This is a genomic window from Paenirhizobium naphthalenivorans (assembly GCF_007992095.1).
GTDB classification, from domain to species: Bacteria; Pseudomonadota; Alphaproteobacteria; order Rhizobiales; family Rhizobiaceae; genus Allorhizobium; species Allorhizobium naphthalenivorans.
The window spans coordinates 302314-326375 of sequence record NZ_BJZP01000003.1 but is presented as its reverse complement, the minus strand read 5'-3'; the positions used below and the strand labels follow the sequence as shown (position 1 = coordinate 326375).

The window sequence follows — 24062 nt, the reverse complement described above, 5'->3', positions numbered from 1 at the left end:
TCATATCGTCCCTGGCCGGTCTGAAAAGAGGCGCCGCGCTTAACCGAGCGTGCGGATCGCCTCGTCGACCAGAAGATTGGCGATCTTCATGCGCGTCGTCGCGGGGCCGCGGAAGGGAGCGGGCTGACCATCGGGGTGGTTGAGACGAGCGAAGGCGCGGCGCTTTTCGGTCAGCGTTTCCCGATTGTCGTCCGCCCTCAGGTCGAGATCCTCGGCGATTTCCTCGATTGTCAGCCGCGCCAGATGCTTTGGCATGGCCGGCGCCGCCGCGCGCCCGGGTGTTTGCTGTGTCACCGTTTCTGGCATCATGGCGAGATAGGCATCGAGGCGAAAGCTCTCCGCGTGGGTCGAAGCGACGCTCTCGGCGACAAAGCCACTCGACAGGCCGGAGACGCGGTAGCCCGCTCCGACCGGAACGTCATCCACTTCCTCGGCCTCTTCGGCAAGCCGTTCGACCACCGACTGAAAGAGCGATTTTCCAAACAGCATCCGCCGCCTCTCCTCTGGCTGCCGATGATGACAGCACGGCAAGGTGGCGCCGGGCTTGCGATGGGCACCGGGGGGCGGAATGCAAGGGCGGGCGGGGTGCCTCAGCTCTGGCTCTGGCTCTGGGACTGGCTCTTTGCTTCGTCGACCACCACGCTGACGTCGAGGTCCTCTCCGGCCGGTCCGATTCGCATGCCGGAAACCGGTGCGGCATCGGCATAGCAGAGGCCGGTCGCCAGCCGCACGTAGCGCGCATCCGGGCAGTGATTGTTGGCCGCGTCGAAGCCGACCCAGCCCAGGCCGGGCAGGTGGACTTCCGCCCAGGCGTGCGTCGCGGCCTGCGCGATCGCCTCGTCCATTTTCAGGTAGCCGGAAACATAGCGCGCCGGCACGCCCATGCAGCGGGCCGCGGCGATCATCACATGGGCATGGTCCTGGCACACGCCCTGGGCGGTTTCCAGCGCCTGTTCGGCTGTGGTCTCGGCGTCGGTGCGTCCGGGAAGATAGGCGATCTCCTGGTGGATCGTCTCCATCAGGTCATGCATCTGGGTGAGCGGTTCGGGGGCGGTGATGCTCTTGACCAGTTCTCGGGTCAGCTTTCCAGCCTTGGTGCGCGGCGTGTCACGCAGGAACAGCCACAGCGGGCAAAAGCCGACATGGGGACCGAAAACGCCGGCATTGTCTTGCGTCACCACCTCGCCGCAGGCCTCGATGCGCACTTCGTGGGCCTCACCCTCGGTCGAGACCAGGTGGACATGATTGCCGAACTGGTCGTTGTAGCCCGCTTCGACGGTGGCGCCATCGACGGTGATATGCCAGCTCTCCACATGCTGCAACGCGCAGGTCGGCGGCGTCAGCCGGAGCCGTTGCAGTGAATAGAGGACCGGTGCTTCGTAGCGGTAAAGGGTGGTATGGGTGATCTTCAAGCGCATGATCTCTTGTCCATTCCCGGCATGCCTCAGCTGTAGAAGCGGTAGCCCTCGGTGATTTCCTGGCCGAGCCGGTTGTTGCGGGCGATGAAGCTGTCGAGAAACTCGTGCAGTCCCTGGTCCATGATCGTGCCGATTGTTGTCGATTGCAGTGTCGTGCGCATATCGTCGGCGGTGTCGTGAGCCGCCAGGCGCTCGCCGTAGTCCTTGGCGATGTAGCCGAGATTGCTGGCGATCTTGTCATAGGAGTAGGCGAGCGAGCGCGGCATCTGACCGTTGAGGATCAGGAAATCGGCGATGTTGGCGGCGCGGTAGTCGCCGTCGTAGACCCAGCGATAGGAGCGGTGGGCCGAGACCGAGCGCAGGATCGATTCCCACTGCATGTTGTCGAGCGACGAACCGACATGGGTGATCGCCGGCAAAAGCACGTAGTATTTCACGTCGAGAATGCGGCTGGTGTTGTCGGCGCGCTCGATGAATGTGCCGATCCGGGCGAAATTGTAGATCTCGTTCCTGAGCATGGAGCCGTGGAACGCGCCCCGGATCAGGCCGGCCCGGCGCTTCACCGTGTCGATCACCTCCGGCAGGTCGGCCGATTTCAGCCTGCGGGCGAGCATTTGCTTGAGGTCGATCCAGCACTCGTTGGTCGCCTCCCAGGTCTCTCTCGTCAGCGCCGTACGCACCATGCGGGCATTGTTGCGCGCCGCCTCGATGCACGACATGACGCTTGACGGGTTGGCGGTGTCACGCAGCAGGAAGTCGATCGCGTCGGCGGCGGTGACCTTGGCGTGGCTTGCGTCGAAACCCTCGCGCACGTCGGCGCTCAAAAGCACCGCCGCCCAGTCGTCGTCGCTGGCGCCGCTGCGCGTCAGCGACATTCTCAGCCCCGCGTCGACCAGGCGGGCAATGTTCTCGGCCCGCTCGATATAGCGGAACATCCAGTAGAGGCCGTTGGCCGTTCTTCCGAGCATGACCATGTCAGTCCTCCAGTACCCATGTATCCTTGGTGCCGCCGCCCTGGCTGGAATTGACCACGAGCGAGCCCTGCTTGAGGGCCACGCGGGTCAAGCCACCGGGGATGATCTGCACCTTGTCGGAAACGAGGACATAAGGGCGAAGGTCGACATGGCGGGGTGCGATCCCCTTGTTGACCAGAACCGGGACTGTGGAGAGCGACAGTGTCGGCTGGGCGATGTAATTGCCCGGACGGGCCTTCAGTTTCTCAGCGAAGGCGGCCCGCTCCTTCTTCGAGGCAGCCGGGCCGACCAGCATGCCGTAACCGCCCGAGCCGTGGACTTCCTTGACCACCAGTTCCTCGAGATGTTCGAGCACGTATTTCAGGCTGTCCGGTTCGGAGCAGCGCCAGGTCGGTACGTTCTCCAGGAGCGCCTTGCGGCCGGTGTAGAATTCGACGATTTCCGGCATGTAGGAGTAAATCGCCTTGTCGTCGGAGATGCCGGTGCCGGGGGCGTTGGCGATGGTGATATTGCCGGCGCGATAGACATCCATGATGCCGGGCACGCCGAGCGCCGAATCGGGCCGGAAGGTCAACGGATCCAGGAAGTCGTCGTCGACGCGGCGGTAGAGCACGTCGATCGCCTCATAGCCGCGCGTGGTGCGCATCTTCACCTTGCCGTCGATGACGCGCAGGTCGGAGCCCTCGACCAGTTCGACGCCCATCATGTCGGCGAGGAAGGAATGCTCGTAATAGGCTGAATTATAGATGCCGGGTGTCAACACGGCCACCCGCGGCTTTCCCTTGCAGCCCGGAGGGGCGAGCGATGCCAACGATTGACGCAGCAGATAGGGGTAGTCCTCGACCCTCTGCACCTTGTTCACCTGGAAGAGTTCCGGGAACATCTGCATCATCGTTTCGCGGTTCTCCAGCATGTAGGAGACGCCCGACGGCGTGCGGGCATTGTCCTCCAGAACGTAGAACTGGTCCTCACCTGTGCGCACGATGTCCGTGCCGACGATATGGGTGTAGACGCCACCCGGGGGCCGGAAGCCGATCATTTCCGGCAGGAAGGCATCGTTGTTTTCGATCAGCTGGCGCGGGATGCGGCCGGCCTTGATGATCTCCTGCTTGTGATAGATGTCGTCAAGGAAGGCGTTGAGCGCCAGCACGCGCTGCTCTATGCCCTGAGCGAGGCGGCGCCATTCGCGGCCGGAGATAATGCGCGGGATGATGTCGAAGGGAATGAGCTTTTCGGAGGAGTCCGCATGGCCGTAGACGGCGAAGGTGATGCCCGTCTTGCGAAAGATGTTTTCCGCGTCTCTCGACTTGGCAAGCAGCCTGGCTGGGTCCTGGTTGGAATACCAGTCATGGTAGTTCTGGTAGGGCACTCGCGGACTGTTGTCCGCATCTCTCATTTCATCAAATGCCAACGGCGCCATCCCCTTTTTTTGCCATTTGAATACAACCCATTGACCAATGCAAGAAGCGTGCGGGGTCTTCGATGCAGAAATTGAGAGGCGCGAAAAAGTGGCATGAGCCTACATTTGCGCCATTTTCTTGCTTTGTGTCCGGCGGCTTGACCATTCGCAGTCGCGTGTATTGACGAATGTCCGCTCTTTGGCCGATCGGGCTTCTGCCGGTTGCCTAAAATATAGCCATGCTCTTTGCGAAAAAAAGTTTTCAGGCACTCCAGCGCAAAGGAATCGATCGACTGCGGAAGGAAAACGCCTTTGACGTGTCCTTGTGCCGCCGCCGGGCAAGCGCGATCGGGAGGGCGCGCTCCGGCCGCCCGGGAGGCGGCTTTATCGGATGCCTCCCGTGGCCATCGCAGGACCGCCGCGAAGGGCGACTGAGTTCGGCCCAAACGAAAATGGCGCGGCCTAAGCCGCGCCATCTCCAATCAGTGTCTGGCTCGTTGCGTGCCGATCAGGCTTCGCGACGGCGGTTGCGTTGCTGGCCGCCGGCCGGGCGGCCACCGGGCTTGCCCTGGCCGGCATGGGCGCCGGCCGGACGGCCTGCGCCGCCATTGCCCTTGCGATGGCCGGGCTTGCCGGCGGGACGTCCTTCGCCGGCCGAGCGGCTTTCGCCGTCATGCTTGGCACGGCCCTGATGGTTGCGGTTGTTGCCGCCGGGGGCACCGCCACCGCCGCCACGACGCTGCGGGCGGGCCGGGCGGTTGAGGTTTGCCGGCGCTTCGCCGCTTGCCACCGGGATGTCGATGCCCATGAGGCGTTCGACGTCGCGCAGAAGGCGGCCTTCGTCGGGACCGCAAAAGGCGATTGCGATACCGTCTCGGCCGGCGCGGGCGGTACGGCCGATGCGATGAACATAGGCGTCCGGCACTTCCGGCAGGTCGTAGTTGAAGACGTGGCTGACGGCCGGAATGTCGATGCCTCGGGCGGCGACGTCGGTGGCGATCAGCGTGCGGATCTCGCCGTCACGGAAGCCCTTGAGCGCTCGCTCGCGCTGGCCCTGGCTCTTGTTGCCATGGATCGAGGCGACCGAGAAGCCGGTGACGTCGAGATGCTTCATCAGCTTTTCGGCGCCGTGCTTGGTGCGCAGGAAGACGATGGAGCGGCCGTCCGGATTGTCCGTCAGGATCTTCTTCAGCATCTCCGTCTTGGCGTTCTGACCGGCGACGAAGTGCACATACTGCTCGACCTTGTCGGCGGCCTTGCCGGGAGGCGAGACTTCAACCTTGACCGGATCGGTCAGGAAGCTGGCGGCGAGATCGGCGATGGTCTTCGGCATGGTGGCCGAGAACAGCAGGGTCTGGCGCTTGGCCGGAACCATCTTGGAAATCTTGCGTAGGTCGTGGATGAAGCCGAGGTCGAGCATCTGGTCGGCCTCGTCGAGGACGAGATAACTGACGGCACGCAGCGAGATGGCGTTACGGGCGATCAGGTCGAGCAGGCGGCCAGGGGTGGCGACGAGGATGTCGGTGCCCTTTTCCAGCTGGAGCTGCTGCTTGCCGATCGAGGCGCCGCCGACGACCTGGTTGATCCGCAACGGAGTCTTCTTGAGGAACGAGCGCAGGTTGTCGCCGATCTGGTTGACCAGTTCGCGGGTCGGGGCGAGGATCAGGGTGCGCGTGGTGCGATTGTCCGGACGGGTCGGCTTGGCGAGAAGCATCTCGATCAGCGGCAGGCCGAAGGCCGCTGTCTTGCCGGTGCCGGTCTGGGCAAGGCCGATCAGGTCGCGGCCGGAGAGAACCACCGGGATACCCTTCAGCTGGATCGGGGTCGGGGTTTCATAACCGAGGGCGGAAACGGTGGCGGCAATGTTCTCGGACAGGCCGAGATCACGAAAGTTGGTCAATTCTAATACCTTTCGGGGCGCCACGCGACATCCGGCGAAACCGCACCTTGCGATTTTGCCTGTCTCGTAGCGTCAAGAACCCCGCGTGAATTGGGAACTTGTAAGTTGGAAAAAAGCTTTCCAGCGCGGTGTTGCATCAAGCAACGGTTTGTCGTGCGCTTTAGATCCTTCTTCGCGTCTGTCTTGTCGCTGGGCGCGCTCACGCGGCGGCCGGAAGGTGAAAGCTGATCTGCAGATGGGCCTTTCGGCTTGGAAAGTCAAGGAAATGTTTTTGCGTTGCGGCAAAAGACCGGGCGCGGCTAACGCGTTGCGCTGCTCGACCAGCTCGCCTGCAGGCCCGCCAGATAGGCCGCATAGGTCTGATGCTGGTCCGGCTCGAACCGTTCTGAAAGGACCTTCCAGTCTTCGATGCGGTCGAGGCGGAAGTCGCGGAAGTCATTGCGTGTTTCGCACCAGGTGGTGGCCACCCAGATGGCGCCGAAGGCACTGAGGCCGAGTGGCCAGACGGTTCGCTGGCTCTGCTCACCGGCCAGTGAGTTGTAGGAGATCCAGACCTTTCGCCGGACCGAGAGCGCGGTTCGCACGTCACCGAGGCATTCGGGCGGCTCGGGCTGGCTTGCGGCTCGGAAGGCGTGGATCGGCGCGCTGGCCAGCCGCGCCGCGTGTTCCGGCGGTAGAAGTGCGCGCATCTTGTCCTTCGCTTCCCGTGCTGCTTGGCCGAGACGCGGATCGCCAAGCATCTCCACGGCCCGTAGACCGAAGGCGAGCGCCTCCAATTGCTCGAAGGTGAAGGTCAGTGGCGGCGCGTCGAAGGCCTCGCGCAGCAGGTAACCGACGCCGCGCTCTCCCTCGATCGGTGCGCCTGAGGCGATCAGGTGCTCCATGTCGCGATAGATGGTGCGCGGCGCGACCTCCATCCGCGCGGCGATCTCGGCGGCGGTCATGGCGCGGCCCGTGGCGCGCATCAGCTGTATGATCCGGAAAAGGCGATCTGCGGGACGCATCAGGGGCTTTCGACAAAAGGTTATGGCCATAAGGCTGTCAGTTGGCCTGTGCTAGGTCAAGCGTATCGATAAACGATCGACAAACGAGGAAGTTTTTCATGACCAAGAACACCGTGCTCGAAATCGCCGTCTGCACCGTTGCCGACAAGCCTGCGGCGGAGGCGGCCCGCCTCGCTGCCATGCAGGCGGTCCGGCACTATCCCGGTTTCGTCAGCTGGCGAGCGCTGACGGCATTGGAACGGGGCGACATGATCACCGACCTCGTCGAGTGGCAGGACAGGGCCGCGGCCGATGCCGCAGCGGAAAAGGTTGGTCGCGATCCCGTCTTCGCCCCTTACATGGCGGCGATCAGCGCGGTATCGCTGATGCAACACTTCGAAACCCGTCAGGCGATCTGAGAGGATCATGGCCGAACCGCTGAAACACCTGATCGGCCCGCAGACCGCCCGCGACACGGCAAGCGCCGTGTCGCGGGCCTGGCCGACGTTTGCCGAGAGGGAGTTCCTCGCGGCCGTGTTGCCGAGCCTTGAGGCGCTGGAGTTGATGCAGCGCGGGCAATTGATCGCCGATGCCCTGCGAAACATCCTGCCGCAGGATTTCGCCAAGGCTGCGCCGATCCTCCGGGCCTGCCTGCCGCAAGGCGAGCGAGGTGGTCTAACTGGCTGGGCGCTCCTGTCGTTCAACCAGTACATTGCAGTCCATGGTCTCGACCATGTCGAGCTGGCTCTCGATCTCCTGAAGGCGCTGACGCCGCATTTCACCGGCGAATTCGGCATCCGTCCCCTCATCCATCGGGAGCAGGCGCTCGCCCTTTCCGTAATCTCCGGCTGGATAGGCGATCCGAACCACCATGTCCGGCGGCTGGCCAGCGAGGGTACGCGTCCGCGCCTGCCTTGGGCCATGCGCCTGCCGGCATTGGTGCGCGATCCGGCGCCGATCCTGCCGATCCTGAGCGCGTTGATCGACGATCAGGAAGACTATGTACGCCGCTCGGTGGCCAACAGCCTCAACGATATCGCCAAGGATCATCCGGACCTGGTCGCTGGTTTCGTCGCATCGCATCGCCCGGGCGCAACGCCGGAACGGCTTTGGTTGCTGAAACATGCCTCCCGGACGCTGCTCAAGAAGGGGCACGCGGCAGCGCTGGCGAATTTCGGCTTTCAGCCGCTCGACGGCGTGGCCGCAGACCTGTCGCTGGACAAGGCCGAGGTCGACTTTCCGGGCCAACTCACGTTCCGCGTCCGGCTGAGCAACGCGGCGCCTGTGCCGCAACAGGTCATGCTCGACTATGCCATCCACCACCGCATGAAGGATGGCAGCCTGCGTCCCAAGGTGTTCAAAGGCACCAGCCTGACCCTGCCGCCTGGCGAGGGCGTGACCATCGGCAGGCGCCATGCCTTTCGGCCGATCACCACTCGGGTCTACTATCCGGGCGAGCACGGTCTGGAGATCCTGGTGAATGGCGTAAGCCTCGCCAGCGAGACGTTCGTGCTGGCCGCCCCGACACCTGTGCGAGATGGCCCGTGAAGGAGACGCCGCCGGTCGGCGTCAGATCTTCAGCGGTTGGCGATAGAGCAGGATGGCATCCTTGTCGAAGAAGGATGCGGTCCCCCCCTTGGTGGTCAATTGAACCAGCAGGAACCCCGGGGTTTCGGATGCGAACAGGCTCTTCGGGTGAGGCTTGGGATGACGGCTGCGGCTGCCGCTGCCCGACACGAAATAGTTCACCTCCCCGGACCGCAGTGCTTCAAGATCATGATCGTGGCCGCAGAGGTACATGTCGACGCCATAGCGATCGAGGATAGGCTTCAGATACTCGCCGAGGTATTTGTTGTCGCCATGCAGGCCCCCGGAGAAGATGGGGTGATGGCCAACGACGATCTTCCACTCCGCCCGGCTGGCGGCAAGCGCGCGCTCGAGCCATTCCAACTGCTTCGTCGCGTCCTCGTGGAACAGCATCTCGGCCACGGTTGTGCCCTTCATGCGCTGCGTGTCGAGAAAATACATGTCAGCTCGGCAGGAGCCGATATGTTTGCTGACTGCGAAATAGCGGTCCGGCATGGTCCAGCGTCGGTTTTTCCTCGAATATTCTATCTGGGCTGAAATGTTGCCGATGTAGTCGTGATTGCCCAGTACCGCATACCAGGGGACCTGCAACGACGGCGCGACATAGACATTCTCGAAACTCGTCTGCCATTTTCTGTCGGACGTGTTCTCGACGCCTCTTTCATAAAAGTTGTCGCCGGTCGAAATGACAAAGGAAATTCCATGGCGCTCGCCGATGCGCCCCATGGCATCGGCCACGGCGCTCGCCGTTCTGTGGGATCCACCATCGCCCCAGTCACCGACGACAAGGAAGGAAAACCCGTTCGCCGCCGTGGCCTTGCCCGTCCCGGCGACGCCGAACACCAGGGAGGCGAGGGCTCGCTGGAGGAGGGAGCGGCGGGTCTGAAACATGGTTTGTCCTTCTCGATCTGTGGAGCCGTCGACCCGAGGCCCCCGACTCAAGTCGCGCGCTAGAATGAGACGCTGACCTTCAATCCGCCGGTCTCGCGATTCGCGATCTCGATGCCGAGATCGTAGACGGACGCGATATCGCTGACGATGGCAAGGCCGATTCCTGTGCCGGGCGTCTGGCTGTCAAGCCGGATGCCGCGCTCCGTCATCCGCTTGATCCCAGCCGGATCTGCACCGGGGCCGTCGTCCTCAATGACCATGCGCGTGCGATCCGGCCCTTTGCGGACGGTGACATTGATATTGGAGCGCGCCCACTTCACGGCATTATCTAGGATGTTGCCGAGCAATTCCTCCAGGTCGTGCGGATCGACTTCGACCGTCACGTCCGGCGGAACATCCACTGTCCAGACCAGTTCTTCGCCTTTTGGCGTGCGCCTGAGGGTCCGGACGATACGATCAACGGCGAGGCCGATGTCGGCGTCGGAGGCGCGAAGCTCTGCGGTAGCAGCGATGCGGCTGCGTGCCAGTTCGCGCTCGACATGGGCCTGCATGACCGAGACCAGGTGAGCAAGCTCATCGGCAATGTCGGTCTGCCCCCGCTCCTTGAGCGTCTGCGCGTCGTTTGCCATCACTGTCAGCGGTGTCTTGAGGCCGTGGGCAAGATCGGCCGAGCGGGTGCGCGCTTTCTGCAGGATTTCGGACTGGGCGTCGAGCAGGCTGTTCACGGCATCGACGACGCCCTGCAATTCCTTTGGATAGCGACCGTTCAGCCGTTCGGCCTTGCGTTCCCGAATGCGGTTCAGGCCCTCGCTGACCGACGAAACGGGGCGCAGGCCGAAGGTCAGCTGCGCCAGCGACGCGGCGACGAGAAACGCGGCCAGAACGGCCATGAACGGAATGATATCCAGCGTGTACCCGGTCCGCGCCTCGCTCACCACGCGCGCGTCGATCGCGGCGGCGACGCGGATCGGGCGCGGTCCCTCCGGTGCCGCGATTATGATCTTGCGCTCCTGTACGATCAGGTCGGCGCCCTCTGGTCCCGGCAGTATGTAGCGATGCACGGCATTGGCCTCTTGGGCATCGTCGGGTAGGGGCAGCGTATAGTCCCAGAGTGACTGGGAGCGAAGTTGACGTCCCTTCAGATCATCCTGCACCTGCCAGTAGAGACCGCCATAGGGCTCGGTAAAGCGGTGGTCGACGGGCCGGTCCGGCAGTTCGAGCGTGCCGTCCGGCGTAAGCCGCAGCGTGCCGGCGAACAGGTTGATGTGGCTGGTCAGCTCGTCATCGATACGACGCTCCAGCCCGCGGGTGAAAAGGGAGACGAAAACGAATGCCGCCAGCACCATGGCTAGGCACACGCTGGCGGCGGAGACGATCAGGAACCGGCCCCGGATGGAGCGCATCATTCGTCGCCCCCGCCGATGCGATAGCCGTAGCCACGCCGCGTCGAGATGGTGTCTTTGCCGAGTTTCTTGCGCAGGCGGCCGATCAGGACCTCGACGGAATTGCTGTCGCGCTCGAAGTCTTGGGCATAGAGCTGCTCGGTCAGTTCCAGTTGCGAGACGTTGCGGTCGCGATTGTGTGCGAGGTGGGCGAGGCAGCGGAATTCGAGCGGCGTCAGGTCAACAGGCACGCCGGCGCGGCTGACGGTACTTGTGCGCGTGTCGATGGCAATGTCGCCGACCTGAAGCACTGGATTGGCCTGTCCGACGCTGCGTCTGATGATGGCGCGCAGCCGCGCCAGCAGTTCCGCCATCTGGAACGGCTTGGTCAGGTAGTCGTCGGCGCCCGCATCAATACCCTCGACGCGTTCCTGCCAGTTGCCGCGCGCAGTCAGTATCAGCACAGGCACCTGCCGCCCGGCGGCGCGCCAGCGTTTCAGGATGGTCAGTCCATCCATGCCTGGCAGACCGAGGTCGAGTACGACTGCTGAGAATTCCTCGGCGTCGCCGGTGTACCATCCGGCTTCGCCATCGCTTTCATGCATGACGACAAAACCCGCCCGCTCAAGGTGGTGCGTGACGTCGCGGGCGATCAGCGGGTCGTCTTCGATCAGGAGCAAGCGCATCATTCATTCTCTATTTCACGGATCCTGCCGCTTGCCGCATCGACCTCGGCTTCGACGAGGTGGCCGTTGGCGGTCAGGATGCGGAATTCGTAGACAAGGGTTTGGTTTTCGCGGTTGAGCTCGATAGAGACGATTTCACCGGGGACCCGTCGGCTGACGATCCGCTTGAGTTCGGCCAGAGACCGGGCTTGCCCGCTATTGACGGCCTTGCGGACCGCCTCATGGTCGTCGTCGGCTTCCGTGTAATGGTGATCGCGATCGCCGTCGGCTTCGTCCGCGAATGACGGCCAGCATTGGCCCAGCATCAGGAGCAGCGCGCATCCTGCTGTCATCACGCGGCGAGATGTGTGCCTGGACAGTGCTTTCATCATAGCGCCATAGCACGAAAAAGCTGATTTTTCGCTGACATTTGCTGTCAGTTATCGCTCAGCATGCCTGTTCTAGGTTCAGCGTCAACGGTCGATGGCATGGTGCCCGGCCGCAATGACGAAGGACTTGCTCTATGAAGAAGATCATTCTCACCGCGCTTCTCGCTACCGCAGCACTCGGTTCGACCGCCTATGCAGAAAGCAAAAATGCCTGCGGCAACGTACCGAAGGACAAGTGGATGACCGAGGATGCGCTGAAGGCCAAGGCTGCCGGCATGGGCTTCGAAGTGCGGCGGGTGAAGGTCGAGGATGGCTGCTATGAGGTTTATGGCCTCAAGGCCGGCAAGAAGGTTGAGGTCCTCTTCAACCCCGAAACCGGTGAGCAGGTTGGTTCTGAAGGGAATAATTGATGTCTGAAGCCACGCAGGAATTGCATGGCGCCCACTCCGTTCGCTCGACGCGGACGGAGTGGGTCAAGGTGTGGGATCCGCTCGTGCGGATCTTTCACTGGTCGCTGGTCGGGCTCTTCGTCTTTTCATACCTGACTGGCGATGAATGGAAATCGGCTCACATCGTTTCGGGTTATCTGATCGCCGGGCTGCTGACCGTCCGCGTGATCTGGGGCCTGTTCGGTACGGAACATGCGCGCTTCAGGAATTTCATCTACCATCCGGGAACTGTTTTGAAGTTCCTCGCGGATACTGCACGAATGCGGGCCCAGCGCTATCTCGGCCATAATCCGGCGGGCGGCGCGATGGTGATCGCGCTGCTGGTCTCAATAGCCAGCATTGCGACCACCGGCTACATGATGACGACCGACGCCTTTTGGGGTGTCGAATGGGTCGAAGATGCGCATAAGACACTTGTGAACGTCACGCTCGGTCTCATCGCGCTGCATGTCGCCGGTGTCGCGCTCGCGAGCCTGGAACACCGCGAAAACCTCGTGCGGGCAATGCTGAACGGCCGCAAACGCGGCCAGTGAATACGTGGTCTAGAGGCTCGCCTCAGCGCGAAAACTGTCGAGAGAAAAAGGCTCCGGGCGGCAGATCGCGTCCGGGGTCTTTGCGTGACCCGAAGACCGTGCGGCAAGCATGAAAGGCTTCGGGCAAGGCAAGCGGTGCACAATCATGCGTGGAGAGTATCGGCGTGGCACGCGGCGGATGCTCAGGCTCCAGTTACTTCGAATTTACCATTCGAGAGCATTTTCGGAGCGGAAGTTCGGTTCTTGAATACGGGTGGCGATTTGCTCAATATTGTTTGCGAAAAGATCGCTGAATTGGAGGTGCCCGCCTTCATCAAGGACAGCGAGCTGCGTTATATGGCGGTCAATGACGCCTATGCCGCCTTCTTTCGTGAGCGCCCCGACGCTTTTGCTGGAAAAACCGATCGCGAGTTGTTCGGTCCGCTTGAGGACTGCGCGCGCGATGACCGCGAGCGACAAGTGGTCGTTTTCGGCGATGAGCAGACGACATCTATTTTCGGCCCCTGTGGCCATGAGCGTTATCCTCTCAGACTCGAGCGATTCTTCGGCGACGATGACGCCATTTATGTGTTTGGCATGTTCGAGGAGGCGCCACCTGCAACGAGTCGGCCGGAGGTGGTCGAAGCAGACCCCTCGCGATGCGAACAGCCGGTGATCGTGCCTGAACCCATGGCGCTATGCTGCACCGACGAGCTCTTCCAGGCCACGTTGGAGGACCTGCCTGTCGCGACCTATGTGCGCGACGCTGACCATCGGATGGTTTTCGTCAACAGCGCCTTCGCCGAAATGGTCGGCCTTGCCAAGGAGCGGCTGATCGGCCGGACCGAGCGCGAGTGCTTCCCCGATCGCGGCGACGAATATTATGCCGAGAACAGTCGTACCCTGGAGGAGGGCGTGGCGACTGAGCAGGAGGATTTCTTCCTCCGGCCGGACGGGACTGTGGTGCCGGTGATTTCGCGCACCAGCCGGATAGAGACGGCGAGCGGTGATCACTACATGGTGGGTTCGATCAGCGATGTTTCTCTGCTGAAGATCCGCGAAGCGCAGTTGGTCGAGGCACAGGGTGAGGCGGAAGGCCTGCATCGGCATGTCGAGAGCCTGCTCAAGTCGATGCCGGTGGGCATGCTGATCCTTGGCGCGGATCTGCTGATCGAATACGCCAACGATGAATTCTACGACATGCTGGAGGCTAACGAGCGGGTAGACCTGACCGGATGGCACTATCGCGATTTCCTGACCTATAGCCGTCGGCATGGCGGCTCGGGTGTTGACGAGCAGGACGTCGAGACGATTCTCAGTCAGCGCCTCTCACAGTTCAACAATCCCGATTACACAATGACCTCTCGCGCCGAGAGCCGGTCGGGGCGACTCCTGGCCATCCGCAGCAAACGGCTTGATAGCGGCAAGATTCTTATCACCTATTCCGACATCACCGACCTGCACCAGCGGGAACAGGAGAGTGTGCTCTATCGCACGGCGATTGAGCAGCTGCCGGTTCCGGTCTTTATTCGTGACGGCGAGCGTCGGTTGATCTTCGCCAATGCCGCTTATGAGGACTTGCAGGGCGAGAATTGCGAGCAATTTTACGGGCTCCGGGAGGACGAGATGTTCCCGGACATGGGCGACCAGCTGCGGCAGGACAACCTGCATATTCTCGAGACCGGTGAACCCCTCGAACGGTCCCAGGAACTGCCGATGGCGAAAGGGCGGGTCCACTCCGTGATCACCCGGCTCAACCGTATCGTTACCCCGGGCCAACAGCGCTATCTCGTCGGATCGATCACCGACGTGTCTGTTCTCAAGGCGCGTGAACGCGAGCTGATGGAGGCGCAGACGCAAGCCCAGAAGCTCTATGCCGATCTTGAGAACATCCTGCGCGTCATGCCCGTCGGCGTCATCATCCTCAATGAGGATCTGGTCATCGAATTCGCCAATCCCAAGACCCGCGAGATCTGGGAGTGGCCGGTGGAACGGTCGCTCGAGGGGGCCACTTTCGGGGATTACGCCAGGACGAATCACGACCGTGGTTGGGTGTGGGAAGGTGGCAAAGATTTTGACGTCGGGCTTGACGAACGGATCACCGAACTGCGCGCGCTCGAAGGCACGATGCAGCGTGAGCTCGTCTACCCTGACGGAAAGCAGGTGCTGATCACCACGACGTCGCTCGTCGATCACAAATTCCTCATCACCTATTCCGACTTCACCGAGCTGCGCCGTCAGGAGCGGGAAATCAGCGAGGCGCGCGAGCAGCTTGAACGCATCGGCCAGTTCATGCAGGACGCGACCCGCGTGATGTCGCAGGGCCTCGTGGTGATCGAGGATGGCGTCATCGTCCAGAGCAACGAGTCGCTCGCCCGCATGCTCGCGGTGCCACAGGCAATGCTCGCGCCCGGACAGAGCTGGCATGCCTGCTTCGCCTATTGCGCCAAACGCGGCGATTTCGGCGCCGACCCGATGACGGTGCTTGAGGATTGGCAGGAAAAGGTCCATTCCATGACCGGTTTCTCGGCAACCTTCCTCTGCAACGAGCAGACCTGGGTCCAGATGGAAGCGACCGCCAGTGGCCACGGACACTGGATGGTCGTGTGCACTGATGTTACCGATCTCAAGCGCCGCCAGGAGGAACTGACCGTTCTTCTGGCCAGGAGCGAAGCGGCTGACCAGGCCAAGTCAGAATTCCTCGCCAACATGAGCCACGAGATCCGCACCCCGATGAACGGTGTGCTGGGCATGGCCGAATTGCTGGCGAAATCCGCGCTCGATACGCGCCAGAAGACCTTCGTCGACATCATCGTCAAGTCCGGCAACGCGCTCTTGACCATCATCAACGACATCCTCGACTTCTCGAAGATCGATGCAGGACAGCTCAAGCTTCGTAACGTGTCGTTCGATCCAGTGGAGGCGATCGAGGACGTGGCGACGCTGCTGTCGACCTCGGCGGCTGACAAAGACATCGAGCTGATCGTCCGCGCCGATGCCTCCGTGCGGCACATGGTGTCGGGTGATCCCGGCCGTTTCCGCCAGATCGTTACCAATCTGCTCGGCAATGCCATCAAGTTCACCGAGAAGGGGCACGTTCTGGTCGAATTGTCAGGCACGCCCTTGGACGGGCCACAGGTAATGCTGACGATGCGGGTCGAGGATACCGGCATCGGCATTCCCGATGACAAACGCATCTCGATCTTCGACAAATTCTCCCAGGTCGACACGTCCTCGACGCGGCGGCATGAAGGCACCGGACTCGGTCTTGCCATTACCGCCGGCCTGGTAAACTTGTTCGGTGGTCACATAGACGTCGACAGTCGGGTCGGCGAAGGGTCGGTCTTTACCGTGCGGATGCCTTTTGCCGTGGCTAACGAGCGACAGAAGCCGCAACCATTGCCGGTGAATGTCGAAGGCGCGCGCATTCTGGTGATCGATGACAACGACATCAATCGCCGGATACTGACCGAACAACTGGCGCTCTGGGGTTTCGACGGCGTCGCCGTCGACAGCGGTCACGAGGCCATGGCCGTACTTGACGAGGCCCATCGCCTCGGGGTCTCCATCGATGCGCTGATCATCGACTACCAGATGCCGGTGATGAACGGGATCGACGTGGCACGGATGATTCGTGCCGATCATCGGTTCGAGGCGATCGCCATGATTTTCCTCACGTCGATGGACATGGTTGGCGACGAACGGATCTTCGAGAAGCTGAACGTCCAGGCGCATCTGATGAAGCCGGCGCGCGCCAATCTTTTGCGCAGCACCATTGTCGAGGTGGTGCGGGCCGTGCGGCTGGGGTGGCCGCGTGGTGCGATTGGCAAGCCCTTGCGTGTCGTCTCGGCGAACAGCCACCCGGAACAACCCTCCACTCGTGCTGTTCCGGCAACGTCAGGCAGCGCGTTGGCTGCACCGCCGGTGCGCCCCACATCTGCCTCGAGTGGTTGTGACGTGCTGATCGCTGAGGACAATGAAGTCAATCAGATCGTCTTCCGCCAGATTCTGCAATCGACCAACCTGACCCAGCACATCGTTGAGAACGGCCGGGAGGCGGTGGAGGCCTGGCGTGCGCTCCAGCCCAGACTTATCATCATGGACATCTCGATGCCCATTCTCAACGGCCACCAGGCGGCGCGCACCATTCGCGAGGCGGAGAAGGCTGAGGGCGAGGGGCGGCATGTACCGATCATCGGGGTGACCGCCCACGCGCTCGACAGCGACCGGGAGGCCTGCCTGGCCGCCGGCATGGATGATTATCTGTCGAAGCCGGTCAGCCCCGAGCAGCTTGAGGAAAAGATCGAGCGCTGGCTGGGCCGTTCCCTGCGCGACGGTTCAGTGTTCTTCGGCTGCGATATCTGACGCGGGCTTGATGCCGCAGAGCATTTCCCGTTTTCCCGCGAAACCCTTGCGCCTCTCCACGGTGTAGCCAGCCGCAGTCAGGTTGCGACGGACGAAACCGGCTGCTGCATAGGTGGCGAAACTGCCACCCGGTGCTGTGTGGTCGAACACCTGCTGCATCAATTCCGCCGACCACATGGCCGCATTGCGGGCGGGCGCGAAGCCGTCGAGATACCAGGCGTCGAAGATAAGCGGGCTGGCGCAAAGGCTTGCGAGCGCGTCGCCGCACAGGACGGTCAGCCGCGTCTGTTGGTCGAGTTCTATATCGACCGTTCCTTCGGGATGCTCAGGCCAGCGCGCGACGAGTGTCTTCCGCTCGGCATCGATCTGCGGCCAGCGTGACAGCGCCCGTGAAAGTTCCTCCGCTTGCATGGGAAAGAGCTCGAAGGAGACGAAATGCAGGTTTGCGCCCGCGGTTCGCGTGGCCTTCCATTGTCGCCAGGTCTCGCAGGCGTTGAGGCCGGTGCCGAAGCCCAGTTCGCCGATGCGGAAGATGCCGGGGCGCAGCCAGCGCTCCGGTAGTCCGTTGCCGGCGAGAAAAACGTGGTCGCATTCGAGCCGGCCGTCGGTCTGACAATAAAAATGATCGTCAAAGGCGGTCGAATAAGGCATATCGCCGTCGCGCCAGGTGAGTTCCTGGGCGCCGGCCGAGGTCGGGGATGTTGAGGTGGAATGGGCCATGGCCATAGCGGATAATGCGAGCGGGCTTGCCGGTCAATCGCGCGTTGCCCTATTGATCGCCGGCGGCGGCATCATGGGCCTGTGGGCGGCGCTGAAGGCCGACCGCCTTGGCATCGATACACTCATCCTCGACGAGGGAGCGCTCGCGTCGGGGGCAAGCGGGGGGCTGCTCGGCGCGCTGATGCCGCACATGCCTGACAAGTGGAGTGACAAGAAACAATATCAATTCGATTCTCTCTTGATGCTCGAAGACGAGGTGCGCGCACTTGAGGCGGAGACGGAGCTGTCTGCCGGTTATCGTCGCTGCGGCCGGCTCATTCCTCTGCCCAAGCCGCATCTGCGGACCATCGCCGAGCGGCACGAGCGCGAGGCCCTGGTCAACTGGCGGGCCGGGGGGCGGTCCTTTCTATGGGAAACGCTCGATACCTCACCGTTCGGTCCCGCCTGGCCAGTCGCCAGTTCCTGTGGCGCCGGACTGGTGCGCGACACATTTGCCGCACGGATTTCCCCACGAGGCCTGACCGGGATGCTGGTCGCGCGTCTGCGCCGCTCTCGCCATGTGCGAATTGTCGAAGGCCGTGGCGTCGAGTCGATCGAGGGGCGGACGGCGCGGCTGGTAGATGGTGGCAGTATCGCCTTCGGCCATTGCATCGTCGCGGCGGGCTACAAGTCCTTCCCCTTGCTCGAAGCGCTCGGTCCCGCCTTGCCGTGTCCGCTCGGACAGCCGGTCAAGGGGCAGGCGGCCCTTCTGAAAGCCGACATTGACGCCGACCTGCCGCTTCTCTATCTCGACGGCCTCTATGTCGTGCCACATGAGGACGGGTTTACCGCCATCGGCAGCACCAGCGAGGGTCAGTTCGCGGAGCCTTTCTCGACGGATCAGCAGGTCGAGGATCTGGTCGAACGGGCTCGCGCGCTGGCGCCGGCTCTGCGTTCGGCCGAAGTTGTTGAGCGCTGGGCGGGGTTGCGGCCGAAGGCGATCGACCGGGATCCGATGGTCGGGCCGCATCCGGACAATTCGCGTGTCATCGCGCTCACCGGCGGCTTCAAGGTCAGTTTCGGCATGGCGCACCGTCTGGCCGACGAGGCCCTCGCGGCCGTGGAGGGGCGGTCCATAGCAATGCCTGAGGGGTTCCACCTGCGGAGCCATATCGATGTCGCTACACGCAAGGCGTGAGATTTTCCCCGTTTCCCTTCGTCATATTGTCACGCAAATCACCTAACTGCTGCGATATAACGTCCATTGCTAAAATGGACGCCCCTCGAAGCGAGGTGCCGCATGCGCTATGCTATTCACTTTACGCCGTCCTTCAGCGATCCGCTGACGCTTGCTGCGGCGAGTTGGCTTGGGCGCAGCGTGTTTTCCGGCGAATCGGTTGAGCATCCGGCCGTGCGCGGTCTCGGAGTCCAGGAGATCGCTTTCCACACCGCACTGCCGCGCCGTTATGGTTTCCATGCGACGCTCAAGGCGCCGTTTCACCTCAACGGGGACTGCACCGAGGCCGGTCTGCTGCGGGAGTTGATGCGCTTTGCCGGGACGCTTGAGCCGCTGGTGCTTCCACGGCTGGTTGTCGGCCGAATCGGAAATTTCTTCGGTCTCGTGCCGGAGGCGCCTTGCGCCGGGCTCGATTTCGTCGCGGCCAAGATCGTGCAGCATTTCGACGGCTATCGTGCGCCGCTCAGTGAGGCGGAAATTGAACGGCGCAATCCGGACGGGTTGTCGGCGGCGCAATTCTCCAACCTGCATCGCTGGGGTCATCCTTATGTGATGGATGAGTTTCGTTTCCACATGACACTGACCGCGCCGCTTCTGTCGCGGGATTTCGGCCGGCTGGAAACGGCTCTCAGCGGGTATTTCGCTCCTCTGCTCTGCGAGCCGATCGAGATCGCCAATCTCGCGCTGTTCGTCGAGAAGGAGCCGGGCGCTCCATTCGTGGTCCATTCGCTGCACCCTATGGGCCGTGTCGCCGCCCGGAGGAGCGCTTGAGGGCGTTTTGAGGTGGCCACCGCCAACAGGTAAAGTTGCAGACGCGTGTTTGCATCTCGACATCGGCCGCTGGTCTGCTTACCGTCTGGCGTCCGTTTTCAGGGTGATTTGATGCACAACAATAGCTATCCACGCGACCTCGTCGGCTATGGTCGCAATGTTCCAGATCCGAAATGGCCAGGCGATTCCCGTATCGCCGTGCAGTTCGTCGTCAATTATGAAGAGGGCGGCGAGAGCTCGATCCTCGACAGCGACCCGGCCTCCGAATGCCTGTTGTCCGAGATCGTCGGCGCGCAGCCGTGGCCGGCTCAGCGCAATCTCAATATCGAGTCGATCTACGAATACGGCTCGCGCGCCGGCTTCTGGCGGCTGTGGCGAATGTTCACCGCGCGCCAGATGCCGGTCACCGTCTATGGTGTGACGCTCGCCATGGCGCGAAACCCGGAAGCGGTCGCGGCGATGCAAGAGGCCGGCTGGGAGATCGCCAGCCACGGCTATCGCTGGCTCGAGTACAAGGATTTTTCCGAGGAGGAGGAGCGTAAGCATATCCTTGAGGCCGTGCGGTTGCACAAGGAGCTGACCGGCTCGCATCCGCTCGGCATGTACCAGGGCAAGCCGTCCGGCAATACGCTGAAGCTGGTGATGGAGGAGGGCGGCTTCCTCTATTCCTCCGACAGTTACGCCGACGATCTGCCCTATTGGGTCAAGGGTCCGGACGCCAAGCCGTTCCTCATCATCCCGTACACGCTTGAAGCCAACGACATGCGCTTTGCCACGCCGCAAGGCTTCAACTCCGGCGACCAGTTCTTCACCTATCTCAAGGACACGTTCGATGTGCTCTACGAGGAGGGCAAGGCCGGCAGCCCGAAGATGATGTCGGTCGGTCTGCACTGCCGCCTCGTCGGACGACCGGGCCGGGCCGCCGCATTGGCGCGTTTCCTCGATTATGTGGCGAGCCACGAGAAGGTATGGATTCCGAAACGCATCGAGATCGCCGAGCATTGGTACAAGCATCACAAGCCGGATGCGGTTTGAGATGATGACGCGCGAAGACTTTGTTTCCCGCTTCGGCGGCGTGTTCGAACACTCGCCCTTCATCGCCGAGCGGGCCTATGACGCCGGACGAATCGTAGAGCCGCTGTCGGCGTCCGGCGTTCATGCGGCGCTGACGGAAAAATTCAGGGCCGCTTCCGCCGACGAACGTCTCGGCGTGTTGCGCGCCCACCCGGACCTCGCCGGCAAGCTGGCGATCGCCGGTCAGCTGACCGAGGATAGCCGTAACGAACAGGCCGGCGCGGGCCTCGATCGGCTTTCGGCCGAAGAGCATGCGCGTTTCACCGGGCTCAATACCGCCTACACCGAAAAATTCGGTTTTCCCTTCATCATCGCGGTGAAGGGTCTGACCAAAGACGATATCCTTGCCGCTTTCGAGCGACGGATCGACAACAGTCGTGAGACCGAGTTCGAGACCGCTTGTGTGCAGGTCGAGAAGATTGCCCGGCTTCGCCTCGAGAGCCTTCTACCGGAGAACCGCTGATATGCTTGAAACATCCACCGTGGTCCTGCCCGAATTCGCCGCGGGCGCCGTCAACCTCGCTTCCGCCCGGCTCGGCGCCAAGGGGCTTTTCGCGACCGACGAGTTCTTCGCCCCGCTGTCGCGCATGCTGAACGATGAGCCGGCGAGTTTCGATCCTGATCTCTACGACGACAACGGCAAGTACATGGACGGCTGGGAAAGCCGGCGCAAACGAGTGGCCGGCCATGATTGGTCGGTGATCCGCCTTGCCATGCCGGGCCGGATCTTCGGTTTCGACGTCGACACCCGCTTCTTCACCGGCAACTACCCGCCATATTGCCTGATCGAGGCGGCTTTCGTTGCCGAGGGCGATCCGACCGAAGCGACGGAATGGACCGAGATCCTGCCCAAGTCCCCGCTCGGACCGGGTGCCCAGCATTTCTTCGAGAATGCTGATCGCGAAAAGGTCTGGACCCACCTTCGGCTGCACATCTATCCCGATGGCGGGATCGCGCGGCTGCGCGTTTATGGGGCGGCCTATTTCGACTGGTCGAAGGTCGGCGAGGAACAGGAAGTCGATCTGGCCTATATTTTTCACGGTGCCAAGGCGCTGGCCTGGTCGGATGCGCATTTTGGCCATCCCGACAAGATGCTTGGTCCGGGGCGCGGCCTCAACATGGGCGACGGCTGGGAGACCAAGCGCCGGCGCGGCCCTGGACACGACTGGGCGATCATCCGCCTCGGTCATCCGGGGCTGATCAAGCGCGTCATCGTCGATACGCACTTCTTCAAGGGGAACTATCCCGACACCTGCGAACTGCTCGGCGCTTATCTGCCGGATGCCGGGGACACGTTCAGCGAGGCCGATATTGCCGCCTCGGAAAGCTGGAAGCCGATCCTTGAGCGTCAGAAGCTGGAGATGGACCGTAAGCACGAGTTCTCAGGTCCGGTCATCGCCGATGTCGGCCCGGTGACGCACGTACGCTTCGCCATGCATCCGGACGGGGGCGTCATGCGGTTGCGCCTCTACGGCATCAAGGCCTGAGGCTGAAAAAAACCGGCGGAGGCGCTTACTGCTTGGGCGCCTCTTCCGCCTCGCGGATGGCCTCTTGGTGATACCAGCTGCCGCAACCGCTCTCGATGATGACAGGACGCTCGCGCTGCTGCATCTCTCTCAACTTTTGAATATTTCGAACCGGGAACTCTAAGATCTTCGCCGATTCCCGAACCATGTTCGTCGTCATGCTACTGCCTCTTTTTGTTCATCGGCGGATAGCCGGGAGAGAACTATACCAGATCTTAAGAGGTTCGCACAGGAAAAGTGCAAAATGCCTATAAAATAGGCTGTTTCGTGCTTTTTTCTTGGTTGGCTGCGAAGTGACCAGTTGTGACCTGTTGTTCGCAGCGGCAAAAAATCTCGCAAAAATCGCGTCAGAACTCTGGAGAAGCGGGGAAGTCTCTTCAGGAAATGATGCGATTCAGCCCTCTTTTTGGGGAGGTGTGATGGATTTCGAATCGAATGGGACGCAATTCGATCAAGTTGGCATGATTCATGCCTGTTAAGATGTCGACTCGCCGGGATGCCGGAGAATCAGCCCTCTGTTGCGCTCTTTGGGCGAGCGCTTGACTGAAGAGAGACCAAGAATGACCAAGTACAAGCTCGAGTATATCTGGCTCGACGGCTATACGCCGGTTCCGAACCTTCGCGGCAAGACGCAGATCAAGGAATTCGATACCTTCCCGACGCTGGAACAGCTCCCGCTCTGGGGTTTCGACGGTTCCTCGACGATGCAGGCCGAAGGTAGCAACTCCGATTGCGTGCTCAAGCCGGTCGCCGTCTATCCCGACCCGGCCCGCCTCAACGGTGCACTGGTCATGTGCGAAGTCATGATGCCGGATGGCGTCACGCCGCATCCGTCGAACGCCCGCGCCACGATCCTCGACGACGAGGGTGCCTGGTTCGGTTTCGAGCAGGAGTACTTCTTCTACCAGGATGGCCGCCCGCTCGGCTTCCCGGAGCATGGCTTCCCTGCGCCGCAGGGCCCGTATTACACTGGCGTCGGCTACAAGAACGTCGGCGACGTTGCGCGTCAGATCGTCGAGGAACATCTCGACCTCTGCCTCGAAGCCGGCATCAACCATGAAGGCATCAATGCCGAAGTGGCCAAGGGCCAGTGGGAATTCCAGGTCTTCGGCAAGGGCTCCAAGAGCGCAGCCGACCAGATGTGGATCGCCCGTTACCTGCTGCTTCGCCTTTGCGAAGGCTATGGCATCGACATCGAGTTCCATTGCAAGCCGCTCGGCGACACCGACTGGAACGGTTCGGGCATGCACTGCAACTTCTCGACCAAGTACATGCGCGAAGTCGGTGGCAAGGAATATTTCGAAGCCCTGATGGCCGCTTTCGCCAAGAACTGGAAAGAGCACATCGACGTTTACGGTCCGGACAATCACATGCGCCTGACCGGCAAGCACGAGACGGCACCGTGGAACAAGTTCTCCTACGGTATCGCCGACCGCGGCGCCTCGATCCGCGTTCCGCATTCCTTCGTCAACAACGGCTACAAGGGCTACCTTGAAGACCGTCGTCCGAACTCGCAGGGCTGCCCCTACCAGATCGCTTCGCAGGTTCTCAAGACGATCTCGGAAGTCGCGACCGCCGATTTCGGCCGTAGCGCCGCCTGATCGTTTCGATCTCCCAAGGCATTCGGACGACGCCGGCGAAAGCCGGCGTCGTTTGCGTTTGATCCGGCCTTCGTTCCGTCAAGTCCCGCGCGGGACGCTTTCCTCGTACACGTCGCTCGGCTATGTAGATCCTGAAGCCGACAGGCTTTCCTGGCATCGGGATTTCCGAGACCGGGCGAAACGAGGGTATTTTTCGCGGCGCGTCACCTGTGAATGCGAACCGCCTCATCCCCAGGGGGA

General features: G+C 62.1%; 23 protein-coding genes. 11 read left to right on the top strand and 12 right to left on the bottom strand.

Going from position 1 to position 24062, the window contains the following annotated elements:
• Positions 1 to 39: 39 nt before the first annotated feature.
• The 6 genes from RNA01_RS05005 to RNA01_RS04980 all read right to left on the bottom strand — a co-directional run bounded on the left by RNA01_RS05005 (position 40) and on the right by RNA01_RS04980 (position 6695).
• A complete protein-coding gene (locus tag RNA01_RS05005) occupies positions 40 to 489 on the bottom strand; it encodes a hypothetical protein (RefSeq protein WP_147178854.1) in 450 nt (149 codons plus the stop codon).
• 101 nt (positions 490 to 590) lie between these two features.
• Complete coding sequence (locus tag RNA01_RS05000) at positions 591 to 1418, bottom strand: transglutaminase family protein (protein WP_147178853.1); 828 nt, start codon at positions 1416 to 1418, stop codon at positions 591 to 593.
• Between the two features lie 26 nt (positions 1419 to 1444).
• Entirely contained in the window at positions 1445 to 2386 is a 942-nt protein-coding gene (locus RNA01_RS04995; RefSeq protein ID WP_147178879.1) for an alpha-E domain-containing protein, read from the bottom strand.
• A gap of 7 nt (positions 2387 to 2393) precedes the next feature.
• Entirely contained in the window at positions 2394 to 3803 is a 1410-nt protein-coding gene (locus RNA01_RS04990) for a circularly permuted type 2 ATP-grasp protein (protein ID WP_170253358.1), read from the bottom strand.
• 496 nt (positions 3804 to 4299) lie between these two features.
• Positions 4300 to 5691 carry a DEAD/DEAH box helicase gene (locus RNA01_RS04985; protein ID WP_147178852.1) on the bottom strand — a complete coding sequence of 464 codons (1392 nt, stop codon included), beginning with the start codon at positions 5689 to 5691 and terminating at the stop codon, positions 4300 to 4302.
• A gap of 299 nt (positions 5692 to 5990) precedes the next feature.
• Positions 5991 to 6695: a helix-turn-helix transcriptional regulator gene (locus tag RNA01_RS04980; protein ID WP_147178851.1), complete on the bottom strand. Its 705-nt coding sequence runs from the start codon at positions 6693 to 6695 to the stop codon at positions 5991 to 5993.
• A 98-nt stretch (positions 6696 to 6793) separates the two neighbouring features.
• Between RNA01_RS04980 and RNA01_RS04975 the strand changes: the two genes are divergently transcribed.
• Together RNA01_RS04975 and RNA01_RS04970 are read left to right on the top strand one after the other, a co-directional pair.
• On the top strand, positions 6794 to 7093 hold the full coding sequence (locus RNA01_RS04975; protein ID WP_147178850.1) for a hypothetical protein: 300 nt from the start codon (positions 6794 to 6796) through the stop codon (positions 7091 to 7093).
• A gap of 7 nt (positions 7094 to 7100) precedes the next feature.
• Positions 7101 to 8222 carry a DNA alkylation repair protein gene (locus RNA01_RS04970; RefSeq protein WP_147178849.1) on the top strand — a complete coding sequence of 374 codons (1122 nt, stop codon included), beginning with the start codon at positions 7101 to 7103 and terminating at the stop codon, positions 8220 to 8222.
• A 21-nt stretch (positions 8223 to 8243) separates the two neighbouring features.
• Here the strand turns inward: RNA01_RS04970 and RNA01_RS04965 are convergent, their stop codons facing one another.
• The 4 genes from RNA01_RS04965 to RNA01_RS04950 are packed head-to-tail and all read right to left on the bottom strand — an operon-like array spanning position 8244 to position 11588.
• Complete coding sequence (locus RNA01_RS04965; protein WP_147178848.1) at positions 8244 to 9152, bottom strand: purple acid phosphatase family protein; 909 nt, start codon at positions 9150 to 9152, stop codon at positions 8244 to 8246.
• Positions 9153 to 9211: 59 nt separating this feature from the next.
• Positions 9212 to 10558: a sensor histidine kinase gene (locus RNA01_RS04960; protein WP_147178847.1), complete on the bottom strand. Its 1347-nt coding sequence runs from the start codon at positions 10556 to 10558 to the stop codon at positions 9212 to 9214.
• Entirely contained in the window at positions 10555 to 11220 is a 666-nt protein-coding gene (locus RNA01_RS04955) for a response regulator transcription factor (protein WP_147178877.1), read from the bottom strand. The genes RNA01_RS04960 and RNA01_RS04955 overlap by 4 nt, the downstream gene beginning before the upstream one ends.
• Positions 11220 to 11588 carry a PepSY domain-containing protein gene (locus tag RNA01_RS04950; protein ID WP_210245728.1) on the bottom strand — a complete coding sequence of 123 codons (369 nt, stop codon included), beginning with the start codon at positions 11586 to 11588 and terminating at the stop codon, positions 11220 to 11222. Before RNA01_RS04950 ends, RNA01_RS04955 begins: the two co-directional genes overlap by 1 nt.
• Before the next feature lie 134 nt (positions 11589 to 11722).
• Between RNA01_RS04950 and RNA01_RS04945 the strand changes: the two genes are divergently transcribed.
• The 3 genes from RNA01_RS04945 (at position 11723) to RNA01_RS04935 (ending at position 16914) form a co-directional block, all read left to right on the top strand.
• Positions 11723 to 11998, top strand: a complete 276-nt coding sequence (locus tag RNA01_RS04945; RefSeq protein ID WP_147178846.1) for a PepSY domain-containing protein — start codon at positions 11723 to 11725, stop codon at positions 11996 to 11998.
• Positions 11998 to 12570: a cytochrome b/b6 domain-containing protein gene (locus tag RNA01_RS04940; protein WP_147178845.1), complete on the top strand. Its 573-nt coding sequence runs from the start codon at positions 11998 to 12000 to the stop codon at positions 12568 to 12570. The genes RNA01_RS04945 and RNA01_RS04940 overlap by 1 nt, the downstream gene beginning before the upstream one ends.
• A gap of 243 nt (positions 12571 to 12813) precedes the next feature.
• Complete coding sequence (locus tag RNA01_RS04935; protein ID WP_147178844.1) at positions 12814 to 16914, top strand: PAS-domain containing protein; 4101 nt, start codon at positions 12814 to 12816, stop codon at positions 16912 to 16914.
• Here RNA01_RS04935 and mnmC2 read toward each other — a convergent pair.
• Complete coding sequence (mnmC2, locus tag RNA01_RS04930) at positions 16888 to 17634, bottom strand: tRNA (5-methylaminomethyl-2-thiouridine)(34)-methyltransferase MnmC2 (RefSeq protein ID WP_174824536.1); 747 nt, start codon at positions 17632 to 17634, stop codon at positions 16888 to 16890. The genes RNA01_RS04935 and mnmC2 overlap by 27 nt on opposite strands.
• Here mnmC2 and RNA01_RS04925 point away from each other — a divergent pair.
• The 5 genes from RNA01_RS04925 to alc all read left to right on the top strand — a co-directional run bounded on the left by RNA01_RS04925 (position 17633) and on the right by alc (position 22182).
• Positions 17633 to 18811, top strand: a complete 1179-nt coding sequence (locus tag RNA01_RS04925) for an NAD(P)/FAD-dependent oxidoreductase (RefSeq protein ID WP_147178842.1) — start codon at positions 17633 to 17635, stop codon at positions 18809 to 18811. The two genes, mnmC2 and RNA01_RS04925, sit on opposite strands and share 2 nt — an antisense overlap.
• Before the next feature lie 102 nt (positions 18812 to 18913).
• Complete coding sequence (locus RNA01_RS04920) at positions 18914 to 19621, top strand: DUF1045 domain-containing protein (RefSeq protein ID WP_147178841.1); 708 nt, start codon at positions 18914 to 18916, stop codon at positions 19619 to 19621.
• 111 nt (positions 19622 to 19732) lie between these two features.
• Positions 19733 to 20656: an allantoinase PuuE gene (puuE, locus tag RNA01_RS04915; RefSeq protein WP_147178840.1), complete on the top strand. Its 924-nt coding sequence runs from the start codon at positions 19733 to 19735 to the stop codon at positions 20654 to 20656.
• A 1-nt stretch (position 20657) separates the two neighbouring features.
• Complete coding sequence (gene uraD, locus RNA01_RS04910) at positions 20658 to 21158, top strand: 2-oxo-4-hydroxy-4-carboxy-5-ureidoimidazoline decarboxylase (protein ID WP_147178839.1); 501 nt, start codon at positions 20658 to 20660, stop codon at positions 21156 to 21158.
• Between the two features lies 1 nt (position 21159).
• Positions 21160 to 22182, top strand: a complete 1023-nt coding sequence (alc, locus tag RNA01_RS04905; protein WP_147178838.1) for an allantoicase — start codon at positions 21160 to 21162, stop codon at positions 22180 to 22182.
• Between the two features lie 25 nt (positions 22183 to 22207).
• On the opposite strand, the gene RNA01_RS04900 is transcribed toward alc, so the two are convergent.
• Positions 22208 to 22381 (bottom strand): DUF2735 domain-containing protein, encoded by a 174-nt coding sequence (locus RNA01_RS04900; RefSeq protein WP_147178837.1) that lies wholly within the window; start codon positions 22379 to 22381, stop codon positions 22208 to 22210.
• Between the two features lie 400 nt (positions 22382 to 22781).
• On the opposite strand from RNA01_RS04900, the gene RNA01_RS04895 reads away from it, so the two are divergent.
• The gene (locus tag RNA01_RS04895; RefSeq protein ID WP_147178836.1) at positions 22782 to 23822 is read left to right on the top strand and encodes a glutamine synthetase beta-grasp domain-containing protein; all 1041 of its coding nucleotides are present in this window, start codon (positions 22782 to 22784) and stop codon (positions 23820 to 23822) included.
• Positions 23823 to 24062 lie beyond the last annotated feature (240 nt).

Excerpts from the sequence above, each read along its gene's own strand:
- RNA01_RS05005 (WP_147178854.1), bottom strand. The coding sequence starts at position 489 with ATGCTGTTTGGAAAATCGCTCTTTCAGTCGGTGGTCGAACGGCTTGCC.
- RNA01_RS05000 (WP_147178853.1), bottom strand. The coding sequence starts at position 1,418 with ATGCGCTTGAAGATCACCCATACCACCCTTTACCGCTACGAAGCACCG.
- RNA01_RS04995 (WP_147178879.1), bottom strand. The coding sequence starts at position 2,386 with ATGCTCGGAAGAACGGCCAACGGCCTCTACTGGATGTTCCGCTATATC.
- RNA01_RS04980 (WP_147178851.1), bottom strand. The coding sequence starts at position 6,695 with ATGCGTCCCGCAGATCGCCTTTTCCGGATCATACAGCTGATGCGCGCC.
- RNA01_RS04975 (WP_147178850.1), top strand. The coding sequence starts at position 6,794 with ATGACCAAGAACACCGTGCTCGAAATCGCCGTCTGCACCGTTGCCGAC.
- RNA01_RS04970 (WP_147178849.1), top strand. The coding sequence starts at position 7,101 with ATGGCCGAACCGCTGAAACACCTGATCGGCCCGCAGACCGCCCGCGAC.
- RNA01_RS04965 (WP_147178848.1), bottom strand. The coding sequence starts at position 9,152 with ATGTTTCAGACCCGCCGCTCCCTCCTCCAGCGAGCCCTCGCCTCCCTG.
- RNA01_RS04960 (WP_147178847.1), bottom strand. The coding sequence starts at position 10,558 with ATGATGCGCTCCATCCGGGGCCGGTTCCTGATCGTCTCCGCCGCCAGC.
- RNA01_RS04955 (WP_147178877.1), bottom strand. The coding sequence starts at position 11,220 with ATGCGCTTGCTCCTGATCGAAGACGACCCGCTGATCGCCCGCGACGTC.
- RNA01_RS04950 (WP_210245728.1), bottom strand. The coding sequence starts at position 11,588 with ATGAAAGCACTGTCCAGGCACACATCTCGCCGCGTGATGACAGCAGGA.
- RNA01_RS04945 (WP_147178846.1), top strand. The coding sequence starts at position 11,723 with ATGAAGAAGATCATTCTCACCGCGCTTCTCGCTACCGCAGCACTCGGT.
- RNA01_RS04940 (WP_147178845.1), top strand. The coding sequence starts at position 11,998 with ATGTCTGAAGCCACGCAGGAATTGCATGGCGCCCACTCCGTTCGCTCG.
- RNA01_RS04925 (WP_147178842.1), top strand. The coding sequence starts at position 17,633 with ATGGCCATAGCGGATAATGCGAGCGGGCTTGCCGGTCAATCGCGCGTT.
- mnmC2 (WP_174824536.1), bottom strand. The coding sequence starts at position 17,634 with ATGGCCCATTCCACCTCAACATCCCCGACCTCGGCCGGCGCCCAGGAA.
- RNA01_RS04920 (WP_147178841.1), top strand. The coding sequence starts at position 18,914 with ATGCGCTATGCTATTCACTTTACGCCGTCCTTCAGCGATCCGCTGACG.
- puuE (WP_147178840.1), top strand. The coding sequence starts at position 19,733 with ATGCACAACAATAGCTATCCACGCGACCTCGTCGGCTATGGTCGCAAT.
- uraD (WP_147178839.1), top strand. The coding sequence starts at position 20,658 with ATGATGACGCGCGAAGACTTTGTTTCCCGCTTCGGCGGCGTGTTCGAA.
- alc (WP_147178838.1), top strand. The coding sequence starts at position 21,160 with ATGCTTGAAACATCCACCGTGGTCCTGCCCGAATTCGCCGCGGGCGCC.
- RNA01_RS04900 (WP_147178837.1), bottom strand. The coding sequence starts at position 22,381 with ATGACGACGAACATGGTTCGGGAATCGGCGAAGATCTTAGAGTTCCCG.
- RNA01_RS04895 (WP_147178836.1), top strand. The coding sequence starts at position 22,782 with ATGACCAAGTACAAGCTCGAGTATATCTGGCTCGACGGCTATACGCCG.